Origin of the sequence: Mameliella sp. AT18 (genome assembly GCF_028807275.1) — a bacterium.
Taxonomy (GTDB): domain Bacteria; phylum Pseudomonadota; class Alphaproteobacteria; order Rhodobacterales; family Rhodobacteraceae; genus Antarctobacter; species Antarctobacter albus.
In genome coordinates this window covers 1-18,839 of sequence record NZ_JARAMO010000054.1, presented here as the reverse complement: position 1 = coordinate 18,839, position 18,839 = coordinate 1, and the positions used below count along the sequence as shown (strand labels likewise).

The window sequence follows — 18,839 nt, the reverse complement described above, 5'->3', positions numbered from 1 at the left end:
GGCCAGGCGGACAAGGACGGCCCTCCGGGACAGGGCGACAAGGGCGATCCCCCCGGACGGTCCGACGACAAGCCCGGGGCAGATCCTCCGGGCCGAGACGGGGCGCCCGGCCTCAACTAGGCGGTTTCCCGCCACCTCCCGGGCTTGCCTGTCCGGTCGCTGCGGGTGCATTCTTGTCCCGAGACGCGTAACCATCCCCAACCCTGCAATCCGGCATGATCCTTGCGGTCATGCCGTCTCGCCAATGGAGCCTTCTGGCGTGAAGACCCGCATCGGAATCGGTATGCTGTTTTCCTTCCAGCTTTGCTGTGCCGGGTTCTTTCTGAACGACATCCTGTCGACACGCCTTGGCCTGCGCAGCGTCCCCATTCCCTGGGCGATCTACGAACTGATCCAGATCAGCGCCGCCATCGGGCTCATCTTGGGGCTTGGCGTCACCGCCACCCTGCTGGCGCGCAGCCTGCGCGCCCGGGCCCAGGCCGAGGACAGCCTGCGTCTGGCACGGGGCGCCTTCATGGAAGTGCTGGACGAACATTTCGACGAGTGGAGCCTCACGCCCGCCGAACGCGACGTGGCGCTGATGGCGATCAAGGGCCTGTCCACCGCCGAGATCGCGGAGGTGCGCAAGACCTCCGAGGGGACGGTCAAGGCGCAGACCAATGCCATCTACCGCAAGGCCCAGGTCACGGGGCGGCCACAGCTGCTGAGCCTTTTCATCGACGACCTGATCGCAGCGGACCCGCCCGAACCTTCCTCGACCGCCGCAGCCTCGTGAATTTCTGCAAATTCCGAACCGCTTTGGCCGGTCGATTTGCGCATCTCTGCTCGTCGGTCTTTTCAAAAGTTGCGCAACCTTGAAATAATGTTGCGCTTACGCCACGGCGATAATCGGGCCGAAAAACTTATGTAGAGCGACTCGGCCCCGCGCCGCTATTCAACACCTCCGGACATTCCGGAACTGACCCTAGCGGGCGGAGGTGATCTCTCCCCCGGTGCAGGCGGCGCTGCCGAGACTGTATGCCAGGGCGGGGACGGGTGGTCTGGAACGGACACTGTAGCTCAGCCAGGTCAGAGCAGCGGATCTTCTTCCGTTCGGCGTGGGTTCAAATCCCACCTGTGTCGCCATGCAAATGTAGCTCATGGGTAGAGCATTCGACCTTTAATCGAAGTGTAGCAGGTTCGATTCCTGCCTTTTGCTCCAAAACGCCCTTGATGGAGGGCACCGGCTTCGGGTGCCGGTCCACGAGAGTGGTCCACCTCACAGGATCCGGGGCGTCTCTTGCAGGCGCCCGCTGCCAAACCCTGCGCGGCACCGCGATGGGGGCGGCAGAGGGGTCGCCTGCTCCGGCCTTGGGCCGGAGCATCGGATGACGGTTCCGCCGGGTGCCGGTCCGTCACGGGTCTGACGGCCCGCGGCGCGCCGGTACTCCGCGCCCCTCTCTCCGGGCTCCCGCCCGCGGTCGCGGCATGGGGGCGGTCCGGATCCACCCCTTTGACACCTGCGGGGCACTTCGCCTCCAACCCACTGCAAACAAAGGAACATCGCTTTGCGACGACGATAGGCACGAGGAAAAGGAGACGAAAGATGACCCATGTGCTGACCCGAATGATACATGCCCTTACCGGGCGCGAACGTGTCACCCTGACAGAGACCCAGCGGATGCTTGTCCTGGTCAACGGGCGCTTCGACGCGCTGCTCGGCCCGGGCGAACACCTTGTCCCGCGCGACAACTGCGTGCGCGAGATCCACAGCATCGACCGTCTCCGGTTCATCACTGCCTTTGACCGGGCGCTGTTCCGCAGCCGTCCCGACCTTGCCGAAGGCCACCTGACGGAGGTGCGGACCGGCCCCGAGGAGATCGCCGTCGTCCTGCGCGACGGGCGGCCCGTACAGGTGCTCTTTCCCGAAGAGCGCGAGGTCTTCTGGACCGATGCGGGCCCCTTCACGGTGGACCGTTTCGACCTGGCCAGCGATCCCGGTGTCGATGCCGCTCTGGCGCGGCGCCTTGATCGTGCCAGCCTTGGCCGGGCGCTGACCACGGTGACGGTGGCCGAAGGCCATGTCGGGATGCTGCATTTCGACGGGGTTCTTGTCCGCCGTCTGCCGCCGGGCGTCCACAGCTTCTGGGCGGTCGGCCCCCGCGTCACGGCGCGGCTGGTGGACATGCGCACCCGGGCCCATGAGGTCGCGGGCCAGGAGATCCTGACCAAGGACCGGGTCACGATCCGGGTCAACCTGACCGCGATCTTCCGCGTGACGGACCCGGAGCGGGCCGTAAGCGCGGTCAGCGACTTCGAAGAGACGCTGCACCGGGCAGTGCAGCTGGTCTTTCGCCGGCGCCTTGGCGCGCTGACGCTGGACCAGCTTCTGGCCGAGAAGGGCGCCATCGACGTCGAGGCGGGGGACAGCCTGCGGGCCGAAATGGCCGGGATCGGGATCGAGCTGAAGGAGATCGCCCTCAAGGACGTGATCCTGCCGGGTGAGATCCGCGAGATCCTGAACCGCGTGGTCGAGGCCGAGAAGGAGGCCGAGGCCAACGTGATCCTGCGGCGCGAGGAAACGAACGCGATGCGTGCGCTTCTGAACACCGCCAAGGTCATGGAGGACAACCCGGTGATGCTCCGGCTCAAGGAGCTGGAGGCGCTGGAGGCGATTGCCGCCAAGGTGGATCACCTCACGGTGCACAACGGCACCAAGGGCCTCATGCAGGAGATCGCGCGCCTGCGCGACTGATCCGTTCCAAAAGAAAAGCCGCTCCGGTCGCGCCGGGGCGGCAGTTTCGCGATCTGCCCACCAGATCGGAGGGGTCTGGGGACAGATCGCTTTCCTGAAAGCAAACAGGAGATTTCGGGCAACCAGCCCCTGAAACCATCGTGATCGGTCAATGGTTAAGGGCGGGTTAAGCGCGCAACCTAGCGCAAAGAATTTGTTGGTCCGCGGCCTAGCGCGTCTCAGCCCTGGTTGGTCCAGCTATAGGTCTCGAGGATCCGCAGCGGCACGATGTCCAGGGCGCCCCGATGGGTCGCGGCCAGGTTCACCAGCGGCGCGCAGCCCTCGTCATGGGCCTGCAAGAAACGCCCGGCACAGAGACACCAGTGATCGCCGGGGTTCAGACCCGGAAAATGGAATTCCGGACGCGGGGTCGACAGGTCGTTTCCGACGTATTTCGAATAGGCCAGGAACTCTGCCGTCATGACCGCGCAAACGGTGTGACTTCCCCGGTCCTCGACGCAGGTGTTGCAGTGCCCGTCGCGAAAGAACCCGGTCAGCGGGTCTTGAGAGCAGGACTCAAGAGGGCCGCCGAGGACATTGAAAGAAGGGTCTTTCTCCATGATTTCCTCTCTCCCTTACAAGCCGGCGAGGCGGCGGAACATCTGCAGCGCGTCGTCAAAGGCCCCGGCCTCGCGAAAGCGGCGATCTGCGCCTGTGACGGCCACCACCGTGCCGCTTTGCCGGTCGACATAGACGTACTGCCCATAGATTCCACGCGCCATGAACTCGCCGTCGCGCGCGTCGGACGGCATCCACCATTGATAGCCGTATTGCAACCGTCCCGGCGCGGTGCGGGCCGAGGGAGTCGTGCTTTCGATCACCCAGTCCTCGGGCACGATCTGCTTGCCCTGCAGGCGCCCGCCATCGCGGAACATCTCGCCCAGCCGGGCATAGTCGCGCAGCATCAGGTTCAGTCCGCCAAGGGCGAAGGCCACGTCGTAACCATCTGACAGGTAATAGGGTTTCCCATATGTCCCCATCGGGTCCAGCAGGTTCTCGGCCAAGAGGTCCGGCAGCTGTTTTCCGGTGGCGCCCCGCGCGACCATCGACAGGACATGCGTGTCGATCGAGACATAGCGCCAGCGCTCGCCGGGCGGCTGATCGGTTTCGGTCAGTCCTGCGGCGAAACCGTCCATCGAGCCGCCAAGTGCAAGGATGCGACCCATCTCGTTGATGTCGCTCCAGAAATCCAGGTAGTCCTCGTCGAAAACGACTCCTGTGGACATCTGCAGGACATTGCGGATCGTGGCGCCCTCATAGGCGCTGCTCTTGAGCTGGGGGGCGTATTTCACCACCGGATCGTCCAGGCTGTCCACATGACCCTGCGCCACCAAGATCCCGAAAAGCGCGGACAAATAGGATTTGGCCACAGACCAGGAGATGCGCAGGTCTTCGGCGCCGGTGCCCAGGTGATAGCTCTCGTGAACAACCTCTCCATTACGCAGGACAATCGCTCCGGTGACGGCCCGCCGGTCCAGCCAGTCCTGCCACTCGGCGGGCATCTCCATCGCCGGGCCTTCGGGCAGCGGTTCCGCACGCGTCGTGACCGGGATCGGGACCGTCTCGAACAGCCGGTCCATGTGGCTGAAGTTGTCGACGATTTCGCCCTCGTCGAACAGCGTCATGGTGGCCCGCAGGCGCCCTAGCTCGTCGCGATACCCAAAGCCCGCGGCTCCCAGTCCCACCAGGACGACAAGACCGATTGCGGCTATGCGCTTGCCCTTCATCGGAACTTGTCCACCAGCCGTTGCAGCGGGTTGCGGGCCTCTTCCCCGCCGCCCGTATCTTCAGGCCGGGCGGTTTTCGCGGCAGGCGCGGGCTTGTGTTTCTCCGGTGTCTTCGAGGACCGGGGCGGGGCCGTTCGCAGCGCGACGGCATTGGAAAACTTGGCCGTGTCGCCCGCCGCAAGCTGCGGCGCGCCGTCCGACAGCCCGCGCAGCAGGTCGTCCAGCCAATCCTGGTCGGCCTTGTGGAAATCGTGCAGGACGTAGGCCGCGACCAACTCCTTGCGGCCCGGATGGCCGATGCCCAGCCGCACCCGGCGATAGGCCTCGCCGATATGGGCATGGATCGAGCGCAGCCCGTTATGGCCCGCGTGACCGCCGCCCGTCTTGACCTTGCACTTGCCCGGGGCCAGGTCCAGCTCGTCGTGGAACACGGTCACGTCGCCTGGTTCCAGCTTGTAAAAGCGCATCGCCTCGCCGACCGACTGGCCGGAAAGGTTCATGAAGGTCTCGGGCTTCAGCAGCAGCACCTTTTCGCTGCCCAGCCGCCCCTCGGCCAGCTGGCCCTGGAACTTGGCCTTCCAGGGGCCGAACCCGTGATCCTCTGCGATCCGGTCCAGCGCCATGAAGCCGATGTTGTGCCGGTTGCCGGCGTATTTCGTGCCGGGATTGCCGAGACCAACGAATATCTGCACTGTGCCCTCCGAGATCGCCTGCGCCCTATGTAGGCCAGAGGCGGCATGGATCACAACGGGAGAGCGGAATGTACCTGACCATGAACCGGTTCAAGGTGGTCAAATCCGAAGTCGAGGCCTTTGAAACTCTCTGGAAGAGCCGCGACAGCCACCTGAAAAGCGTGCCCGGGTTTCGCAGCTTTGCCCTGATGAAGGGCCCTGAGCGGGAGGATCACGTCCTCTATGCCTCGCACACCTTGTGGGAGGACGAGGCCAGCTTCACGAACTGGACCAGATCCGAGGCGTTTCGCGCAGCACACGGCGGGGCCAAGAGTTCGGCCCACATGTACCTGGAACCGCCCGAGCTGGAGATCTTCGAGGCGGTGCAGGTGCTGACTGCCTGAACGGCGTCGGAGAAACAGCCGTTTTGATGTAGGATAGGGCAAGGAAAGGACATCCGATGCCCGATCTCTACCTGCAGATTGCCGACCAGCCCGACAGCGTCCTCGAGGCCATCGCGGCGTCGATGGAGGACAGGATCTCGGATCCGGCCATGCAGGAGATCTGCGCCGATTACCTGGGGCGATTGCCGGGCCCGGGCGCCGAGGTGGTCGAAATCGGCTGCGGCAACGGGTCCAGCACGGAAATGATCCTGCGCCATCTCCGGCCCGGGCGGCTGGTCGGGATCGACCCGGCAGAGGGGCTGTTGGCCCGCGCCCGCAAGAGGTTCGCAACGCGTGACGAGATGAGCTTTGCCTCCGGGAACGCGGTTCAGACCGGGCTGCCGGGAGAGGGGGCCGACGTGGTCGTGGCCCACACGGTCTATTCCCACCTTGCCGATCCGGCGGCTGCCCTGGCCGAGGCCCGGCGCCTGTTGCGGCCCGGCGGCATTCTGGCGGTCTTCGACGGTGACTACGCCACCAATACCGTGGCGCTCTTCGAGGGTGACCCGCTGCAAGCGGCGATGGTCTCGACGCAACGGAACCTGATCCATGACCCCTATATCATGCGGCACCTGCCAAGGATGATGCGCGAGGCAGGCTTCGAGGCACCCGAGAGCCGGGCCTACGGTTTCGTTCAGACCGGGCGGCCCGCCTATATCCAGTCGCTGATGGCGCGCGGTGTCACCGCGGCCGCGGCGGCCGGGGACTGTTCCGAGGCGCTGGCGCAGGGGTTTCGCGACGAAACCGATGCGCGGGTAGAGGCTGGACGCTTTTACGGTGCGATCCTCTTTGCCTGTCACGCGGCGCGCAAACCTGCCTGAGCCCCGGTCCGGCAAAGCAAAACCCCCGCCGAAGGGGCGGGGGTTCGAAATCGTTTCAGCGAAGGGCCTGTCAGGCTTCTTCGGTGGCCGCTTCTTCGGCGGCTGCCGCAGCGGCCTCTTCGGCCTCCTCGGCTTCCTGTGCGGCCAGGCCCGACGGTGCCGAGATGTTCGCGATCACGAAGTCGCGGTCGATCGTCGGCTTGGTGCCTTCCGGCAGGGTCACGTCCGAGATGTGGACGATGTCGCCGATTTTCAGGGTCGACAGGTCGACGGTGATCTTCTCGGGGATGTCACCCGCGGTCACGATCAGTTCGACTTCCGGGCGAACGACGGTCAGAACGCCGCCCTTCTTGATGCCGGGGGCCACGTCTTCGCCCACGAATTCAACCGGGATGTACAGGTTGATCTTGGTGGTGCGGCGCAGGCGCAGGAAATCGACGTGGGTCGGCAGGTCCTTGACCACGTCGCGCTGCACGTCGCGGCAGATCACGCGCACGTCCTCGTGGCCATCAACCTTGAGGTTGAACAGCGTCGCCTTGAAGCGGCCGTCTTTCAGGCGCTTGAGCAGGGCGTTGAACGGCAGATTGATCGGCAGCGGTTCTTTGTCGCCACCAAAAACGATGCCCGGAACCATGCCATCGCGGCGTGCCTGACGAGCGGCGCCCTTGCCCGTCCCCGTCCGTTCCAGGGCGTTGAGATCAGGAATCTCACCAGCCATATTGTGTCTCCATCTAAAAAGGCAGGGTGCCTCCAAGGCTGTCACCCCGCGTGAAGCCGTGCCGGTAAACCGGATCGTCCCGATTGGCAAGCGGATTCGCCCCTGTCCCGGTCTGTTTCGCGCTGGACGAGGGCGGCGGACCGTGGCAGGCGATCCCCATGTTGCGCGATCTTATCATCAGCCGGGGGCCAGCGGCGGGTTTCGTGGCCGTGGGTCTGTATTGGGGCGCCTTCGCGGCGCTGGTGCCCGATCTCAAGCCGCAGGTGGGCCTGTCCGATGGCGGGTTCGGCCTGGCCATGCTGGTCTCTGCCGCGGGCGCGGTGCTGGCCATGTGGCTGGCGCCCCTGGCGCAGCGGCGGCTGGGCAGCGGCGATCTGCCGGTTTCCGGCCTGCTGATGGCGCTGGCCTTCCTGTTGCCGGGGCTGGCCGGCGGCGGGGTCGGCTTTGCCCTGGCGATGATGGCGGCTGCGATGGCCTCTGGCACGCTGGACGTGTCGATGAACGCCCGCCTGTCCATGCTGGAGGGGCAGAGCCGGCGGTCGCTGATGAACCTCAACCACGGGATCTATTCAGCCTCTTACGCGGTGTCGGCCCTGATGACGGGGCTGGCGCGCGAAGCGGGCTGGTCGCCTTTTGCCGTTTTCGCTGCGCTGGCGCTGCCGGTGGTTGCGCTTTGCCTGCAGATGGCGCTGGCCCCGGTGCGAGAGACCCCGCCCGAGGACGGCGCACCGCCCGCCGCGCCGCTGTCCTGGTGGGTGCTGGCGCCGCTCGGGGCCATCGTCCTGCTGGGTTTCCTGGCGGAACAGGGGACCGAGGGCTGGTCGGCTCTGCACCTCGAACGCACGCTGGGGGCAGGGGCGGCGCAGGGTGCGCTGGGGCCGGCGATCCTGGGTGTGACGATGGCGCTGGGGCGCTTCTCTGGCCAGGTGGTGGCGCAGCGCGTGAGCGAGGCGGCGGTTATCCGGCTGGCGGCCGTGCTGACCTGTGTGGGCGCCGTGACGGCGGCCTTTGCGCCGGGGCTGGCCGTGGCCTATGCCGGTTTCGCGGTGCTGGGGCTGGGTGTTTCGGTGGTGGCGCCGATGGCCTTTTCCTGGTGCGGTCGGTTGGTCTCGACCGAGTTCAAGGCGCTGGCGATCAGCCGGGTCGCGGTGCTGGGCTATGCCGGGTTCTTCGTCGGCCCGCCGCTGATGGGTGGCCTGGCCGAGGGCTTTGGCCTTGGCGCCTCCTTCGCGGTGGTCGGGGGCCTGATGCTGGTGATCCCGCTGGTCCTGGTGCCGATGGTCCGCCGGGCGACGTCAACCGCATTGACCCCGGCGGAATGATCCGCCGGGGCCCTGTTTCGCGCGCGAAACATTATCATTCATTAACAGTGGGTTAATCCGTCAGTCCCAGTCGCCGGAAAAGCCCCGGGGCACCATCAGGATATCGCGGTTCACCGTCTCGATGTCGGTGTGTCCGCATAGCGCCATCGAATGATCCAGCTCCTTGTGGATGACCTCCAGCGCGCGGGTCACGCCGGCCTCGCCCATCGCGCCAAGGCCATAGACGAAGGCGCGGCCGATCCAGGCGCCCTTGGCCCCCAGCGCGCGCGCCTTGAGCACGTCCTGCCCAGACCGCACGCCGCTGTCCATGTGGACCTCGATCTTGTCGCCCACGGCGTCGACGATCGGCTCCAGCGCGCGGATCGAGGACAGCGCCCCGTCCAGCTGCCGCCCGCCGTGGTTGGACACCACGATGGCATCCGCACCGACATTGCAGGCCTCGAGCGCGTCGCGCGGGTCGATGATGCCCTTGATGATCAGCGGGCCGTCCCACATCTTGCGGAACTCGCGGATGCGGTCCCAGTTCAGCGATTGGTCAAAGCTTTCCGCCGTCCAGGTGACCAGCGACGAGGGATCGGTCACGCCCTTGGCATGGCCCACGATATTGCCGAAGAACCGCCGTTTCGTCTGCAGCATGTTCAGGCCCCAGCCGACCTTGGTCATCATGTTGGCCACCGATTTCGGCGTCAGCTTGGGCGGGGCCGAGAGACCGTTTTTCAGGTCCTTGTGGCGTTGTCCCAGCAACTGCAGGTCCACCGTGATCACGGCGGCGGAACATTTCGCCTCTTTCGCGCGGTCAAAGAGGTTTTGCATGAATTCGTCGTCGCGTAGCGTGTAGACCTGCATCCAGAACGGCGCCGAGGTGTTCGAGGCCACGTCCTCGATCGAGCAGATCGACATGGTGGACAGGCAGAAGGGCACGCCGAATTTCTCGGCCGCCTTGGCGGCGAGGATCTCGCCGTCGGCGTGTTGCATCCCCGTCAGGCCGACCGGCGCCAGGGCCACGGGCATCGAAACGTCCTGGCCGATCATCTGCGTCTTTGTCGACCGGCCCGCCATGTCCACCGCCACCCGCTGACGCAGGTAGATGTCGTCGAAATCCGAAGAATTCTCGCGAAAGGTCTGCTCGGTCCAGCTGCCGGACTCGCAGTAATCATAGAACATTTTCGGGACCCGGCGCCGATAGATGCGTTTGAGATCCTCGATTTCGGTAATGACGGGCATGGCAGGGCGCTTTCGTGGGAATTGGTAAGAAGCGATTACCAATGCCGGGACATTCATGCAATGCGACTCTTAAGACCCTCTTCATCGACCTGCGCTACGCAAGATCAAACAGGTCAAGGAGACAGGCCGATGAAGGGCATCGTGTTCACGGAACTGCTGGAAATGGCGGAACAGGCCATCGGCGAAGAGGCTGTGGATGACATCCTGGACCAGCTCGACCTGGACTCCGGCGCCGCCTATACCTCGGTCGGGAACTACCCCTGCGGGGAGCTGATGCGCATCGTCGGGGCGGTCAGCGACCTGACCGGCATCCCCACAGACGACCTGCAACGCAAGTTCGGTGCCTGGATGCATGGCCGTTTCGTGCAGACCTATCCGCAGTTCTTCGCGGACAAGACCACGGTGCTGGACATGCTGGCCGCGATCGAGAGCGAGGTGCATGTCGAGGTGCGCAAGCTTTATTCCGACGCGGAGCTGCCGCGTTTCGACACGGCCTGGGTTGGCCCGGATCACCTGCGGATGACCTATCGGTCCGAACGCCCGCTGGTCGCCTTTTGCCACGGCCTGATAGAGGCCTGCGTAGATCACTTCGGGCAGGGCGCGCAGATCGGGCTGCAACGTGTCTCGCCGCGCGAGGCGGTCTTTGACGTGCGGCTGGAGACATGAGGCATGGGCTCTCCTGCAATCAGCGCGCCGGATGACGGCAGGGTCCTGCGCCGGCGCTATGACCGCGAACGTGCCGCGCGCAAGGAGGCCGAGCGCCTGCTGGAAGGCAAGAGCCGCGCCCTGTTCGAGGCCAACGCGGCACTGCAGGCCCAGGCCGCCGCGCTGGAAGAGGCGGTGCGGGACCGGACCCGGGAACTGGAAAAGGCCAAGACCGCGGCGGAAAGCGCCAGCGCCGCCAAAAGCGGGTTCCTGGCCATGATCAGCCACGAGATCCGAACCCCTCTGAACGGCGTTCTGGGCATGGCCACGGCTCTCGTGGAAAGCGAGGAACTGCAGGGCGAACAGCGCGAGATGGCGGAGATCATCCAGTCCTGCGGGCTGTCATTGCTGGAACTGCTGAACGATCTGCTGGACCTGTCCAAGATCGAAGCCGACAAGATGGAGATGGAAGAGCGCGATTTCGACCTGGATGCGCTGTGCCACGAGGTCCGGCAGGTCCACGAGCCACGCGCCGAATCCAAGGATCTGCAATTGCGGGTGCGCCAGGATGCGCGGGCGCGGGGCTGGATCAGCAGCGACCCGACGCGCCTGCGTCAGGTGATCAACAACCTGGTGTCCAACGCGCTCAAGTTCACCGCCACGGGCGGGATCTATATCGACCTGCGGCGCAAGTGCGAGGTGCTTGAGATAGCGGTGCGCGACACCGGCCCCGGCGTGCCGCCCGAAAAGCGCGACCGCCTGTTCGAGGCATTTACCCAAACGGACGCCTCGATCACGCGCAAGTTCGGTGGCACCGGGCTGGGCCTGACGATTTCGAGGCGCATCTGCCGGCTGCTCGGGGGGGACCTGCTGTATGAGCCCGCCCCCGGGGGCGGGGCGTGTTTCATCGCGCGGGTGACCGTGCGCGACGCGCGGCCGCGGTCACGCTCTGTCGATACCTCGTCGGCGGCGGCGGAGGCGGTGCTGATGGCGCGGGACTGGCGCGTGCTGGTGGCGGAGGACAGCGAGACCAACCAGCGCGTGTTGCGCCTGCTTCTGCGGCGTTACCCGCTGCGGATCGACATGGTGGACGACGGGGCAGAGGCGGTCGAGGCACATTTTGCCGAAGGTTATGACCTGATCCTGATGGATGTGAACATGCCGGTCATGAACGGGCTGGAGGCAGCGGCCATGATCCGCGAGGTCGAGGCGGCGCGCGAGCTGCGCACCGTGCCGATCATCGCCCTGACCGCCAATGCCATGACGCACCAAGTGTCCAGCTACCTGCGGCAGGGGGTGGATGCCCATGTGGCCAAGCCGGTCCGCCGCGAAGAGCTGATCGCGGTCATGGCCCGGCTGTTGCTGGCTCAGGCAGAGTGAGCGCCGCCGGCGAGGCCCGACACGAAGGACAGGACCTCTTCGACCGGCTTGCCGGAGGCCAGTTCGCCCACGATGGCCGAGCCCACGACACAGCCGTCCGCGACCGAGGCGATGGCCTGGCTGGTCTCGGGCGTGCGGATGCCGAAGCCGACGATCACCGGCAGGTCCGTCTTGGCCTTGATGCGCGCGACCTCGGGGCCGACATCCGTGGCCTCGGCTGCCGCCGCGCCGGTGATCCCGGTGATCGAGACGTAGTAGACAAAGCCACTGGTGTTCTGCAGCACCTTTGGCAGGCGCCGGTCATCGGTGGTGGGCGTGGCCAGGCGGATGAAGTTCAGCCCGGCCTTCTGCGCGGGAATGCAGAGCTCGTCGTCTTCCTCCGGCGGCAGATCGACGATGATCAGCCCGTCGATCCCGGCCTCATTGGCCTGCGCCAGGAAGGTGTCGACCCCGCGCGAGTAGATCGGGTTGTAATAGCCCATCAGCACGATCGGGGTGTCATTGTCCCCGGCGCGGAAGTCGCGCACCATCTGCAGGGTCTTGTCCAGCGTCATCCCGCCTTCCAGCGCACGCTGACCGGCAAGCTGGATCGTCGGGCCATCGGCCATCGGATCAGTAAAGGGCAGGCCCAGTTCGATCACGTCGACACCTGCCGATGGCAGGCCTTTCATCACCGCCAGCGATGTCTCGATGTCGGGATCGCCCGCCATGATATAGGCGACAAAGGCTTTCCGTCCCTCGGCTTGCAACCGGGCGAAGGTGGAATCGATGCGTGTCATGGCTCACTCCCTGCAAGGCTTTTGCCTCTTGCCGGATGTGCGGGGGAAAATCAATGGCGCCCGGAAAATGGAAAAAGGTGAAGCTTTCGTGACGGTTTCTTGACGTGTCGCAAGGCGGGTTGGTCGGGGTCATGCGATGATGGGGTCACGACGTAAAGGAGACCCTATGCCGCCATCCCAGACCGCCCCCGCCGAAGACCAGATTGTTGCCAATGCCGTCGATGCCGTTGCCGCGCCCGAGCCTGTCGTCGAAGCCGAAGTTCCTTCCGCCGAACCGGTCGCCGTGCCGCTGCCCGCGCGTGCAGAGCGCCATCACCCGACCCCGGACGAAATCCGCCGCGCCTTCGAGACCGGCGAATATCCCTATGACAAGAAGGTGTCGCGCCGCGCCTACGAGCGGGACAAGGCGCGTCTGCAGGCCGAATTGCTGAAGGTGCAGCTTTGGGCGCAGGAGACCGGGCAGAAATTCGTGCTGCTGTTCGAGGGCCGCGATGCTGCAGGCAAGGGCGGGACGATCAAGCGGTTCACCGAACACCTGAACCCGCGCAGCGCGCGTGTCGTGGCGCTGAACAAGCCGACGGAGCAGGAGCGCGGCCAGTGGTATTTCCAGCGCTACATCGAGCACCTGCCCACCGCTGGCGAGATCGTTCTGTATGACCGGTCCTGGTACAACCGCGCGGGCGTCGAGCGGGTCATGGGCTTTTGCGAGCCGAACGACTACCTGGAATTCATGCGCCAGACCCCGGATCTCGAGCAGATGCTGGTGCGGTCGGGCATCCGGATGTACAAGTACTGGTTCTCGGTCACGCAGGAAGAGCAGCTGGCCCGGTTCCAGAGCCGCGAGACCGATCCTCTGAAACAGTGGAAGCTGTCGCCCATCGACAAGGCCAGCCTGGACAAGTGGGACGATTACACCGAGGCCAAGGAGGCGATGTTCTTTTACACCGACACCGCCGATGCGCCCTGGACGGTGATCAAGTCGGACGACAAGAAACGCGCGCGACTGAACTGCATGCGGCATTTCCTGTCGACGCTGGATTACCCGGACAAGGATCACAGGATCGTCCGCGCGCCCGATCCGCTGATCGTGGGCGGGGCCGGGCATGTCATCCATCGGTCGGATCACATCCTGGGCAAGATGCTGCACCCGGACACGCGCCGGACCTGAGGCTCAGGCGATCTCGCCCAGCCAGTCCATCAGCGGGGCGAACTCGGTGATGACCTCCCTGATGCTGGCGGCGGGATCCGCGGCCAGCGCCTCGTCGAGGTCGTCGCGCCAGGCGACGTAGCCCTTGCACCGCAGCATTTCCTCGCGCGGGTGATCGGGGGGGTAGGGGGCGGGGACCCGCTGCAACGACGGCGGATCGACGCGCCATCCTGCCTCCGCCACCAGCGCGGCCAGGTCCGTCCCCCGGTCAGAGGCCACCGCCTCGCGCCAGCGGTCAAGCTGGGCGGGTTCGAATTGCATCAGCCCGGCGCCCAGCGTGGCATAGTCTGGCGAGATCCCCAGCATCCAGACCCGCCCGTCCGGCAGGGACCACATCATGTGCAGATGGGTGTGATAGGGGGTCTTGTCCTCGGAAAAGCGCACGTCGCGGTGCGGGCGGAACAGCTTGGTCCGGGGCGGTGTGCCCCGGGTCTCTCCCAGCCAGGCAGAAATCCGCGCAAGCAATTTTTCCGACGGACGCTTGAGCTGGCTGTCGTAGCGCGCCTTGTTGTCCCGGAACCAGTCACGGTCATTGTTGTCCGCAAGTTCCGAAAGGAATGCACGAGCGTCCGGCAAAAGCCGGTCAAGATCAACGGGGTCGGCCATTGGAAAGCTCCATCAAGGCGCCTGTGAACAGCCTAGCACAGGTCGGCAAGTTGCGCACCCCGCGCCCTTGCCTCCGGCGGAGGCCGGCACTATGGGCGGAGCATGACCAAGCCCATGTCCTACACCGAGCACAGGCGCGCCATCCTGCGCCTTGGCCTGCCGCTGATCGGCGGGCACCTGGCGCAATATGCCATCGGCCTGACCGACACGATCATGATCGGCTGGTACGGCGTGCCGGAACTGGCGGCGCTGACCTTGGCGGGATCGTTCTTCTTCACGGTCTTCCTGTTCGGGTCGGGCTTTGCCTGGGCGATAATGCCGATGGTGGCGCGCTATGCCGCGCAGGAGGACGAGGTGCTGGTGCGGCGGGCGACGCGCATGGCGTTGTGGCTGTCGATCCTCTATTTCTTCGTGACTCTGCCGTTGTTCTGGTTCTCGGGACCGCTCCTGCGCGGCATGGGCCAGACGCCCGAGGTGGCGGCGCTGGCGCAGACCTACCTGCGCATCGCGTCCATCGGGCTTTTGCCGGCGCTTGGCGTCATGGTGTTCAAGAACTACCTGGCCGGATTGGAACATACGCGCGTTGTGCTCTGGATCACGCTGGCCGCCGCGGGCGCCAATGCGCTGGCCAACTACGCGCTGATCTTCGGCAACTGGGGGGCGCCCGAACTGGGGATTTCCGGGGCGGCCATCGCCTCTGTCACGGTGCATGTGATCTCGTTGGTGCTGGTGGCGGCCTATGCGCTGATCAAGCTGCCGGAACATGAACTGATGGTGCGCTTCTGGCGCCCGGACTGGGAGATGTTCGCCCAGGTCTTTCACCTGGGCTGGCCCATCGGGCTGACGACCCTGGCCGAGGTCGCGCTGTTTGCGGCCACCGCCGTCCTGATGGGCTGGCTGGGCACGATTCCGCTGGCGGCGCATGGCGTGGCGCTGCAGATCTCGACGGCGGCCTTCATGGTGCAGCTGGGCCTGTCCAATGCCGCCACGGTGCGCGCGGGCAACGCGCTGGGCCGGGGTGACCTGGAACACATGCTGCGCGGGGCGCGGGTGGTTGCGGTGCTGGGCGCGGTGGCGGCGGCGCTGACCGTGACGGTCTTTGTCGCGTTGCCCGAAACGCTGATGAGCCTCTTTGTCGATCCGCACGATCCCCAGCGGGACGCGATCATCGCCACGGGGCGTGGGCTGTTGCTGATGGCCGCGCTGTTCCAGGTCGTCGACGCGACCCAGGTGATCCACATCGGCCTGTTGCGCGGACTGCAGGACACGCGCGTGCCGATGATTATGGCGGGGATCGCCTATTGGGGCATCGGGATGCCCTGCGCCTGGGCTTTCGGTATTGGTCTGGGCTGGGGCGGCGAGGGCATCTGGTTCGGGCTGGTCGTGGGCCTTGCGGCGGCGGCGGGGCTGCTGATGTGGCGGTTCTGGATGCACAGCCCCGCGATTCTGACGCGGCAAACGGCAGCCACCTGATCTGGCACGCTTTTCGGGTGACTGGGGGTATTCCACCATTGAGGGAGTGCATGTCCGGTGGTTAATTGCGCCTACCGGATCGGGGACACCATCCGGGCCACTCAGGGACCACGGACAGTTTTCAGGAGACACAGATTATGGCCCATACAATGGACGCAGGCGCCGGCGGTTATGACCGCCAGGTCGGGATGGGAGAAGCGGTCAAGCTTTTCTTTACCAATTACATCAAGTTCGAAGGGCGTTCGAACCGCGGTGAATACTGGTGGGCCGTACTCGGTCTGTTCCTGACCGGAATCGTACTGGGCATTATCGACGGTATGCTTGGGATTGCCGTCCTGGGTACGATTTTTTCCCTCGCCACGCTGATTCCGGGCATCGCCATCGGTGTGCGCCGTCTGCACGACATCGATAAGTCGGGCTGGTGGTATCTCATCATTCTCGTCCCGCTGATCGGTGTTCTGGTGCTGATCTACTTCTTCATCCAGAAGCCGACCCCGGGTCCGAACCGCTTCGGCTGATCCCCTCGTCAGTTCAAGGCACGCACGCCCCCCTCTTCCCCCGGGAAGAGGGGTTTTGCGTCTCAGGGGGCGCCTCGCCGCTTGCACGCAGGGGGTTGCCCGACTAGAAGCGGCCCGTCATTCAAGATGGAGTGTGCCTGATGGGCTTTCGGATGGGAATCGTGGGGCTGCCCAACGTGGGTAAGTCGACGCTGTTCAACGCGCTGACCAAGACGGCCGCGGCGCAGGCGGCGAACTTCCCCTTCTGCACCATCGAGCCCAACGTGGGCGACGTGGCGGTGCCGGACCCGCGGCTGACGCAGCTGGCGGGGATCGCCAAGTCGGGCCAGATCATCCCGACGCGCATGACCTTTGTCGACATCGCGGGCCTGGTCAAAGGCGCCTCCAAGGGCGAAGGCCTGGGCAACCAATTCCTGGCCAACATCCGCGAGGTCGACGCCATCGCCCATGTCCTGCGCTGTTTCGAGGATGACGACGTGACCCATGTCGACGGGCGTGTCGATCCGGTCGCCGATGCCGAGACCATCGAGACAGAGCTGATCATCGCCGACATGGAAAGCATCGAGAAGCGCCTGCAGAACATCGTGCGCAAGGTGCGCGGTGGCGACAAGGAGGCGGTTCAGCAGGAGCGCCTGATGAAATTGGCCCTTGCCGCGCTGGAAGAGGGCAAGCCCGCCCGCGTGGTCGAGGTGGACGACGAGGACGCCAAGGCCTGGCGGATGTTGCAGCTCCTGACCTCCAAGCCGGTGCTTTACGTCTGCAACGTTGACGAGGGCGACGCGGCCGAGGGCAACAACCTGTCCGCCAAGGTCGGCGAGATGGCGGCGGCCCAGGGCAATTCGCACGTGGTGATTTCCGCCAAGATCGAGGAAGAGATCAGCCAGCTGGACGCCGAGGAAGCCGCCGAGTTCCTGCAGGAGCTGGGGCTGCAAGAAGCGGGGCTCGACCGGCTGATCAAGGCGGGCTACGAGTTGCTGGGCCTGCAGACCTATTTCACCGTCGGCCCGAAAGAGGCCCGCGCCTGGACGATCAAGCGCGGCACACTGGCGCCGCAGGCGGCGGGCGTGATTCACGGCGATTTCGAAAAAGGCTTCATCCGGGCCGAAACCATCGCCTTTGACGACTATGTTTCCTGCAATGGCGAAGCCGGGGCCAAGGACTCGGGCAAGATGCGCGCCGAGGGCAAGGCCTACGAGGTCAAGGACGGCGACGTCCTGCATTTCCTTTTCAACACCTGATCTGTCCCGGTCGGCTGGACGTGATGCCAAGGCCCTCTGCCCCGCCGGGCAGGGGGCCTTAGTGTTGTCATGGCGCTGAGCTTGGGCGGATTTGATGCAGGTCAACGCGAAGCCGGATCAGACATTCCAATAGGGCCATGTGTTCCCGGAGGCCCGCGATGACCGATCAATCCACCCCTCACGCCGCATCCATGCCCGAGCAGTGGTTGGCACATTTCCCGATCACCCTCTTTGCCAGCGTGATGGGCCTGTCCGGCCTCGCGCTGGCGCTGCATGCGGCGGCGGGGTATTTCGGATGGGGGCAGGGGCTGCCACGGTTCGCCTTGGCGGTGGCTGCGGCGGATCTTGTCGCGGTGACGCTGGTCTATGCGCTCAAGGCGCTGCGCCACCCGGAGGCAATCGCGCAGGAATGGGCGCACCCGGTCAAGCTGAACTTCTTTCCCGCCATTCCGATATCCTTGATGCTGGTGGCCACAGCCTTGAGGTTCGAGTTGCCTGCCGCGGCGCTCTGGCTCTGGGGGGCGGGCGCGGCCCTGCAGGCGGGGCTGGCCCTTGCGGTGATCGCGGCCTGGATGGGGCCGCGGACCTTCGGTCTGGGCCAGGTGAACCCGGCCTGGTTCATCCCTGCGGTGGGCAACGTGGTGGTGCCGGTGGCCGGTGTGCCGCTGGGTTTCGTGGACCTGTCCTGGCTGTTTTTCGCGACGGGCGTGATCTTCTGGGCCGCGTTGTTGCCGATCCTGCTGATGCGCCTGGTCACGCAACCGGCCTTGCCGGGGCGATTGCAGCCGACGCTGGCGATCCTCGTGGCGCCACCTTCTGTGGCCTTCCTGTCCTGGCTCCTGCTCAATGGCGGCGAGCTCGACGGATTCGCGCGCGTGCTGTTCAATGGCGGGCTGGCCTTCGGCGCCCTTGCGACGGTTCTTCTGGCACAGGCGATGCGCCCGCCCTTTGCCCTGTCCTGGTGGGCGCTGAGCTTTCCGGTTGCGGCCCTGACGATCTCCTGTCTGCGCTACGCACAGCTTTCCGGCTCAGGCCTGCACGGAGCGATGGGCGCGGGACTTCTGGTGCTGCTGGTGGTGATCGTGACGGGCCTCGTGGGGCGGACACTTCTTGGCATGACGCGCGGAGAGATCTGTCGCCCGGAATGAAGACCGGCGGGTTTTGTTGTCTGGCTGTCAATTTCGACTTGTTTCCGCCGTTTCGCGCGCATAGACACGGCGGCGGAGACGTGGCCGAGTGGTCGAAGGCGCTCCCCTGCTAAGGGAGTAGGCGGGAAACCGTCTCGAGGGTTCGA

The 18,839-nt window shown here is 65.4% G+C and carries 19 protein-coding genes and 2 tRNA genes; 14 read left to right on the top strand and 7 right to left on the bottom strand.

Annotation, left to right across the window (positions count from 1 at the left end):
- Nucleotides 1-259 precede the first annotated feature (259 nt).
- The 4 genes from PVW46_RS07145 (at nt 260) to PVW46_RS07130 (ending at nt 2,734) form a co-directional block, all read left to right on the top strand.
- Entirely contained in the window at nt 260-775 is a 516-nt protein-coding gene (locus PVW46_RS07145; protein ID WP_223306307.1) for a helix-turn-helix transcriptional regulator, read from the top strand.
- A 273-nt stretch (nt 776-1,048) separates the two neighbouring features.
- A tRNA-OTHER gene (locus PVW46_RS07140) sits at nt 1,049-1,125 on the top strand.
- 1 nt (nt 1,126) lies between these two features.
- Nucleotides 1,127-1,201 (top strand) — tRNA-Lys (locus PVW46_RS07135).
- A gap of 384 nt (nt 1,202-1,585) precedes the next feature.
- Nucleotides 1,586-2,734: a slipin family protein gene (locus PVW46_RS07130; RefSeq protein WP_069209699.1), complete on the top strand. Its 1,149-nt coding sequence runs from the start codon at nt 1,586-1,588 to the stop codon at nt 2,732-2,734.
- A 218-nt stretch (nt 2,735-2,952) separates the two neighbouring features.
- On the opposite strand, the gene PVW46_RS07125 is transcribed toward PVW46_RS07130, so the two are convergent.
- The 3 genes from PVW46_RS07125 to pth are packed head-to-tail and all read right to left on the bottom strand — an operon-like array spanning nt 2,953 to nt 5,192.
- Nucleotides 2,953-3,333 carry a DUF2237 family protein gene (locus PVW46_RS07125; RefSeq protein WP_043146137.1) on the bottom strand — a complete coding sequence of 127 codons (381 nt, stop codon included), beginning with the start codon at nt 3,331-3,333 and terminating at the stop codon, nt 2,953-2,955.
- Between the two features lie 15 nt (nt 3,334-3,348).
- A complete protein-coding gene (locus PVW46_RS07120; protein WP_069209698.1) occupies nt 3,349-4,500 on the bottom strand; it encodes a serine hydrolase domain-containing protein in 1,152 nt (383 codons plus the stop codon).
- The gene (gene pth / locus PVW46_RS07115) at nt 4,497-5,192 is read right to left on the bottom strand and encodes an aminoacyl-tRNA hydrolase (RefSeq protein ID WP_069209697.1); all 696 of its coding nucleotides are present in this window, start codon (nt 5,190-5,192) and stop codon (nt 4,497-4,499) included. Before pth ends, PVW46_RS07120 begins: the two co-directional genes overlap by 4 nt.
- Before the next feature lie 68 nt (nt 5,193-5,260).
- Between pth and hmuQ the strand changes: the two genes are divergently transcribed.
- Nucleotides 5,261-5,575: a heme-degrading protein HmuQ gene (hmuQ, locus tag PVW46_RS07110; protein WP_043146141.1), complete on the top strand. Its 315-nt coding sequence runs from the start codon at nt 5,261-5,263 to the stop codon at nt 5,573-5,575.
- A gap of 56 nt (nt 5,576-5,631) precedes the next feature.
- Complete coding sequence (locus tag PVW46_RS07105) at nt 5,632-6,435, top strand: methyltransferase domain-containing protein (RefSeq protein ID WP_069209696.1); 804 nt, start codon at nt 5,632-5,634, stop codon at nt 6,433-6,435.
- Between the two features lie 70 nt (nt 6,436-6,505).
- Here PVW46_RS07105 and PVW46_RS07100 read toward each other — a convergent pair whose 3' ends face one another.
- Nucleotides 6,506-7,153 (bottom strand): 50S ribosomal protein L25/general stress protein Ctc, encoded by a 648-nt coding sequence (locus tag PVW46_RS07100; RefSeq protein ID WP_069209695.1) that lies wholly within the window; start codon nt 7,151-7,153, stop codon nt 6,506-6,508.
- 83 nt (nt 7,154-7,236) lie between these two features.
- Between PVW46_RS07100 and PVW46_RS07095 the strand changes: the two genes are divergently transcribed.
- Nucleotides 7,237-8,475 carry an MFS transporter gene (locus tag PVW46_RS07095; RefSeq protein ID WP_083242309.1) on the top strand — a complete coding sequence of 413 codons (1,239 nt, stop codon included), beginning with the start codon at nt 7,237-7,239 and terminating at the stop codon, nt 8,473-8,475.
- Nucleotides 8,476-8,535: 60 nt separating this feature from the next.
- On the opposite strand, the gene PVW46_RS07090 is transcribed toward PVW46_RS07095, so the two are convergent.
- A complete protein-coding gene (locus tag PVW46_RS07090) occupies nt 8,536-9,699 on the bottom strand; it encodes an alpha-hydroxy acid oxidase (RefSeq protein WP_069209694.1) in 1,164 nt (387 codons plus the stop codon).
- A 129-nt stretch (nt 9,700-9,828) separates the two neighbouring features.
- Between PVW46_RS07090 and PVW46_RS07085 the strand changes: the two genes are divergently transcribed.
- A complete protein-coding gene (locus PVW46_RS07085) occupies nt 9,829-10,365 on the top strand; it encodes a heme NO-binding domain-containing protein (protein WP_069209693.1) in 537 nt (178 codons plus the stop codon).
- A gap of 3 nt (nt 10,366-10,368) precedes the next feature.
- A complete protein-coding gene (locus tag PVW46_RS07080; protein WP_069209692.1) occupies nt 10,369-11,724 on the top strand; it encodes an ATP-binding protein in 1,356 nt (451 codons plus the stop codon).
- On the opposite strand, the gene trpA is transcribed toward PVW46_RS07080, so the two are convergent.
- A complete protein-coding gene (gene trpA / locus PVW46_RS07075; RefSeq protein WP_069209691.1) occupies nt 11,712-12,503 on the bottom strand; it encodes a tryptophan synthase subunit alpha in 792 nt (263 codons plus the stop codon). The two genes, PVW46_RS07080 and trpA, sit on opposite strands and share 13 nt — an antisense overlap.
- A 166-nt stretch (nt 12,504-12,669) precedes the next feature.
- Here trpA and ppk2 point away from each other — a divergent pair, with 166 nt between their 5' ends.
- Complete coding sequence (gene ppk2 / locus PVW46_RS07070) at nt 12,670-13,671, top strand: polyphosphate kinase 2 (protein ID WP_139132318.1); 1,002 nt, start codon at nt 12,670-12,672, stop codon at nt 13,669-13,671.
- Between the two features lie 3 nt (nt 13,672-13,674).
- On the opposite strand, the gene PVW46_RS07065 is transcribed toward ppk2, so the two are convergent.
- On the bottom strand, nt 13,675-14,316 hold the full coding sequence (locus tag PVW46_RS07065; protein WP_069209690.1) for a TIGR02453 family protein: 642 nt from the start codon (nt 14,314-14,316) through the stop codon (nt 13,675-13,677).
- Between the two features lie 102 nt (nt 14,317-14,418).
- Here PVW46_RS07065 and PVW46_RS07060 point away from each other — a divergent pair, with 102 nt between their 5' ends.
- From PVW46_RS07060 to PVW46_RS07045, 4 genes are all read left to right on the top strand, one after another.
- A complete protein-coding gene (locus PVW46_RS07060; RefSeq protein WP_043146153.1) occupies nt 14,419-15,789 on the top strand; it encodes an MATE family efflux transporter in 1,371 nt (456 codons plus the stop codon).
- Nucleotides 15,790-15,926: 137 nt separating this feature from the next.
- A complete protein-coding gene (locus tag PVW46_RS07055; protein ID WP_083242308.1) occupies nt 15,927-16,307 on the top strand; it encodes a DUF805 domain-containing protein in 381 nt (126 codons plus the stop codon).
- Between the two features lie 140 nt (nt 16,308-16,447).
- On the top strand, nt 16,448-17,545 hold the full coding sequence (ychF, locus tag PVW46_RS07050; protein WP_043146155.1) for a redox-regulated ATPase YchF: 1,098 nt from the start codon (nt 16,448-16,450) through the stop codon (nt 17,543-17,545).
- A 158-nt stretch (nt 17,546-17,703) separates the two neighbouring features.
- Nucleotides 17,704-18,693: an SLAC1 anion channel family protein gene (locus PVW46_RS07045; RefSeq protein WP_043146157.1), complete on the top strand. Its 990-nt coding sequence runs from the start codon at nt 17,704-17,706 to the stop codon at nt 18,691-18,693.
- The last annotated feature ends 146 nt before the right edge of the window (nt 18,694-18,839 follow it).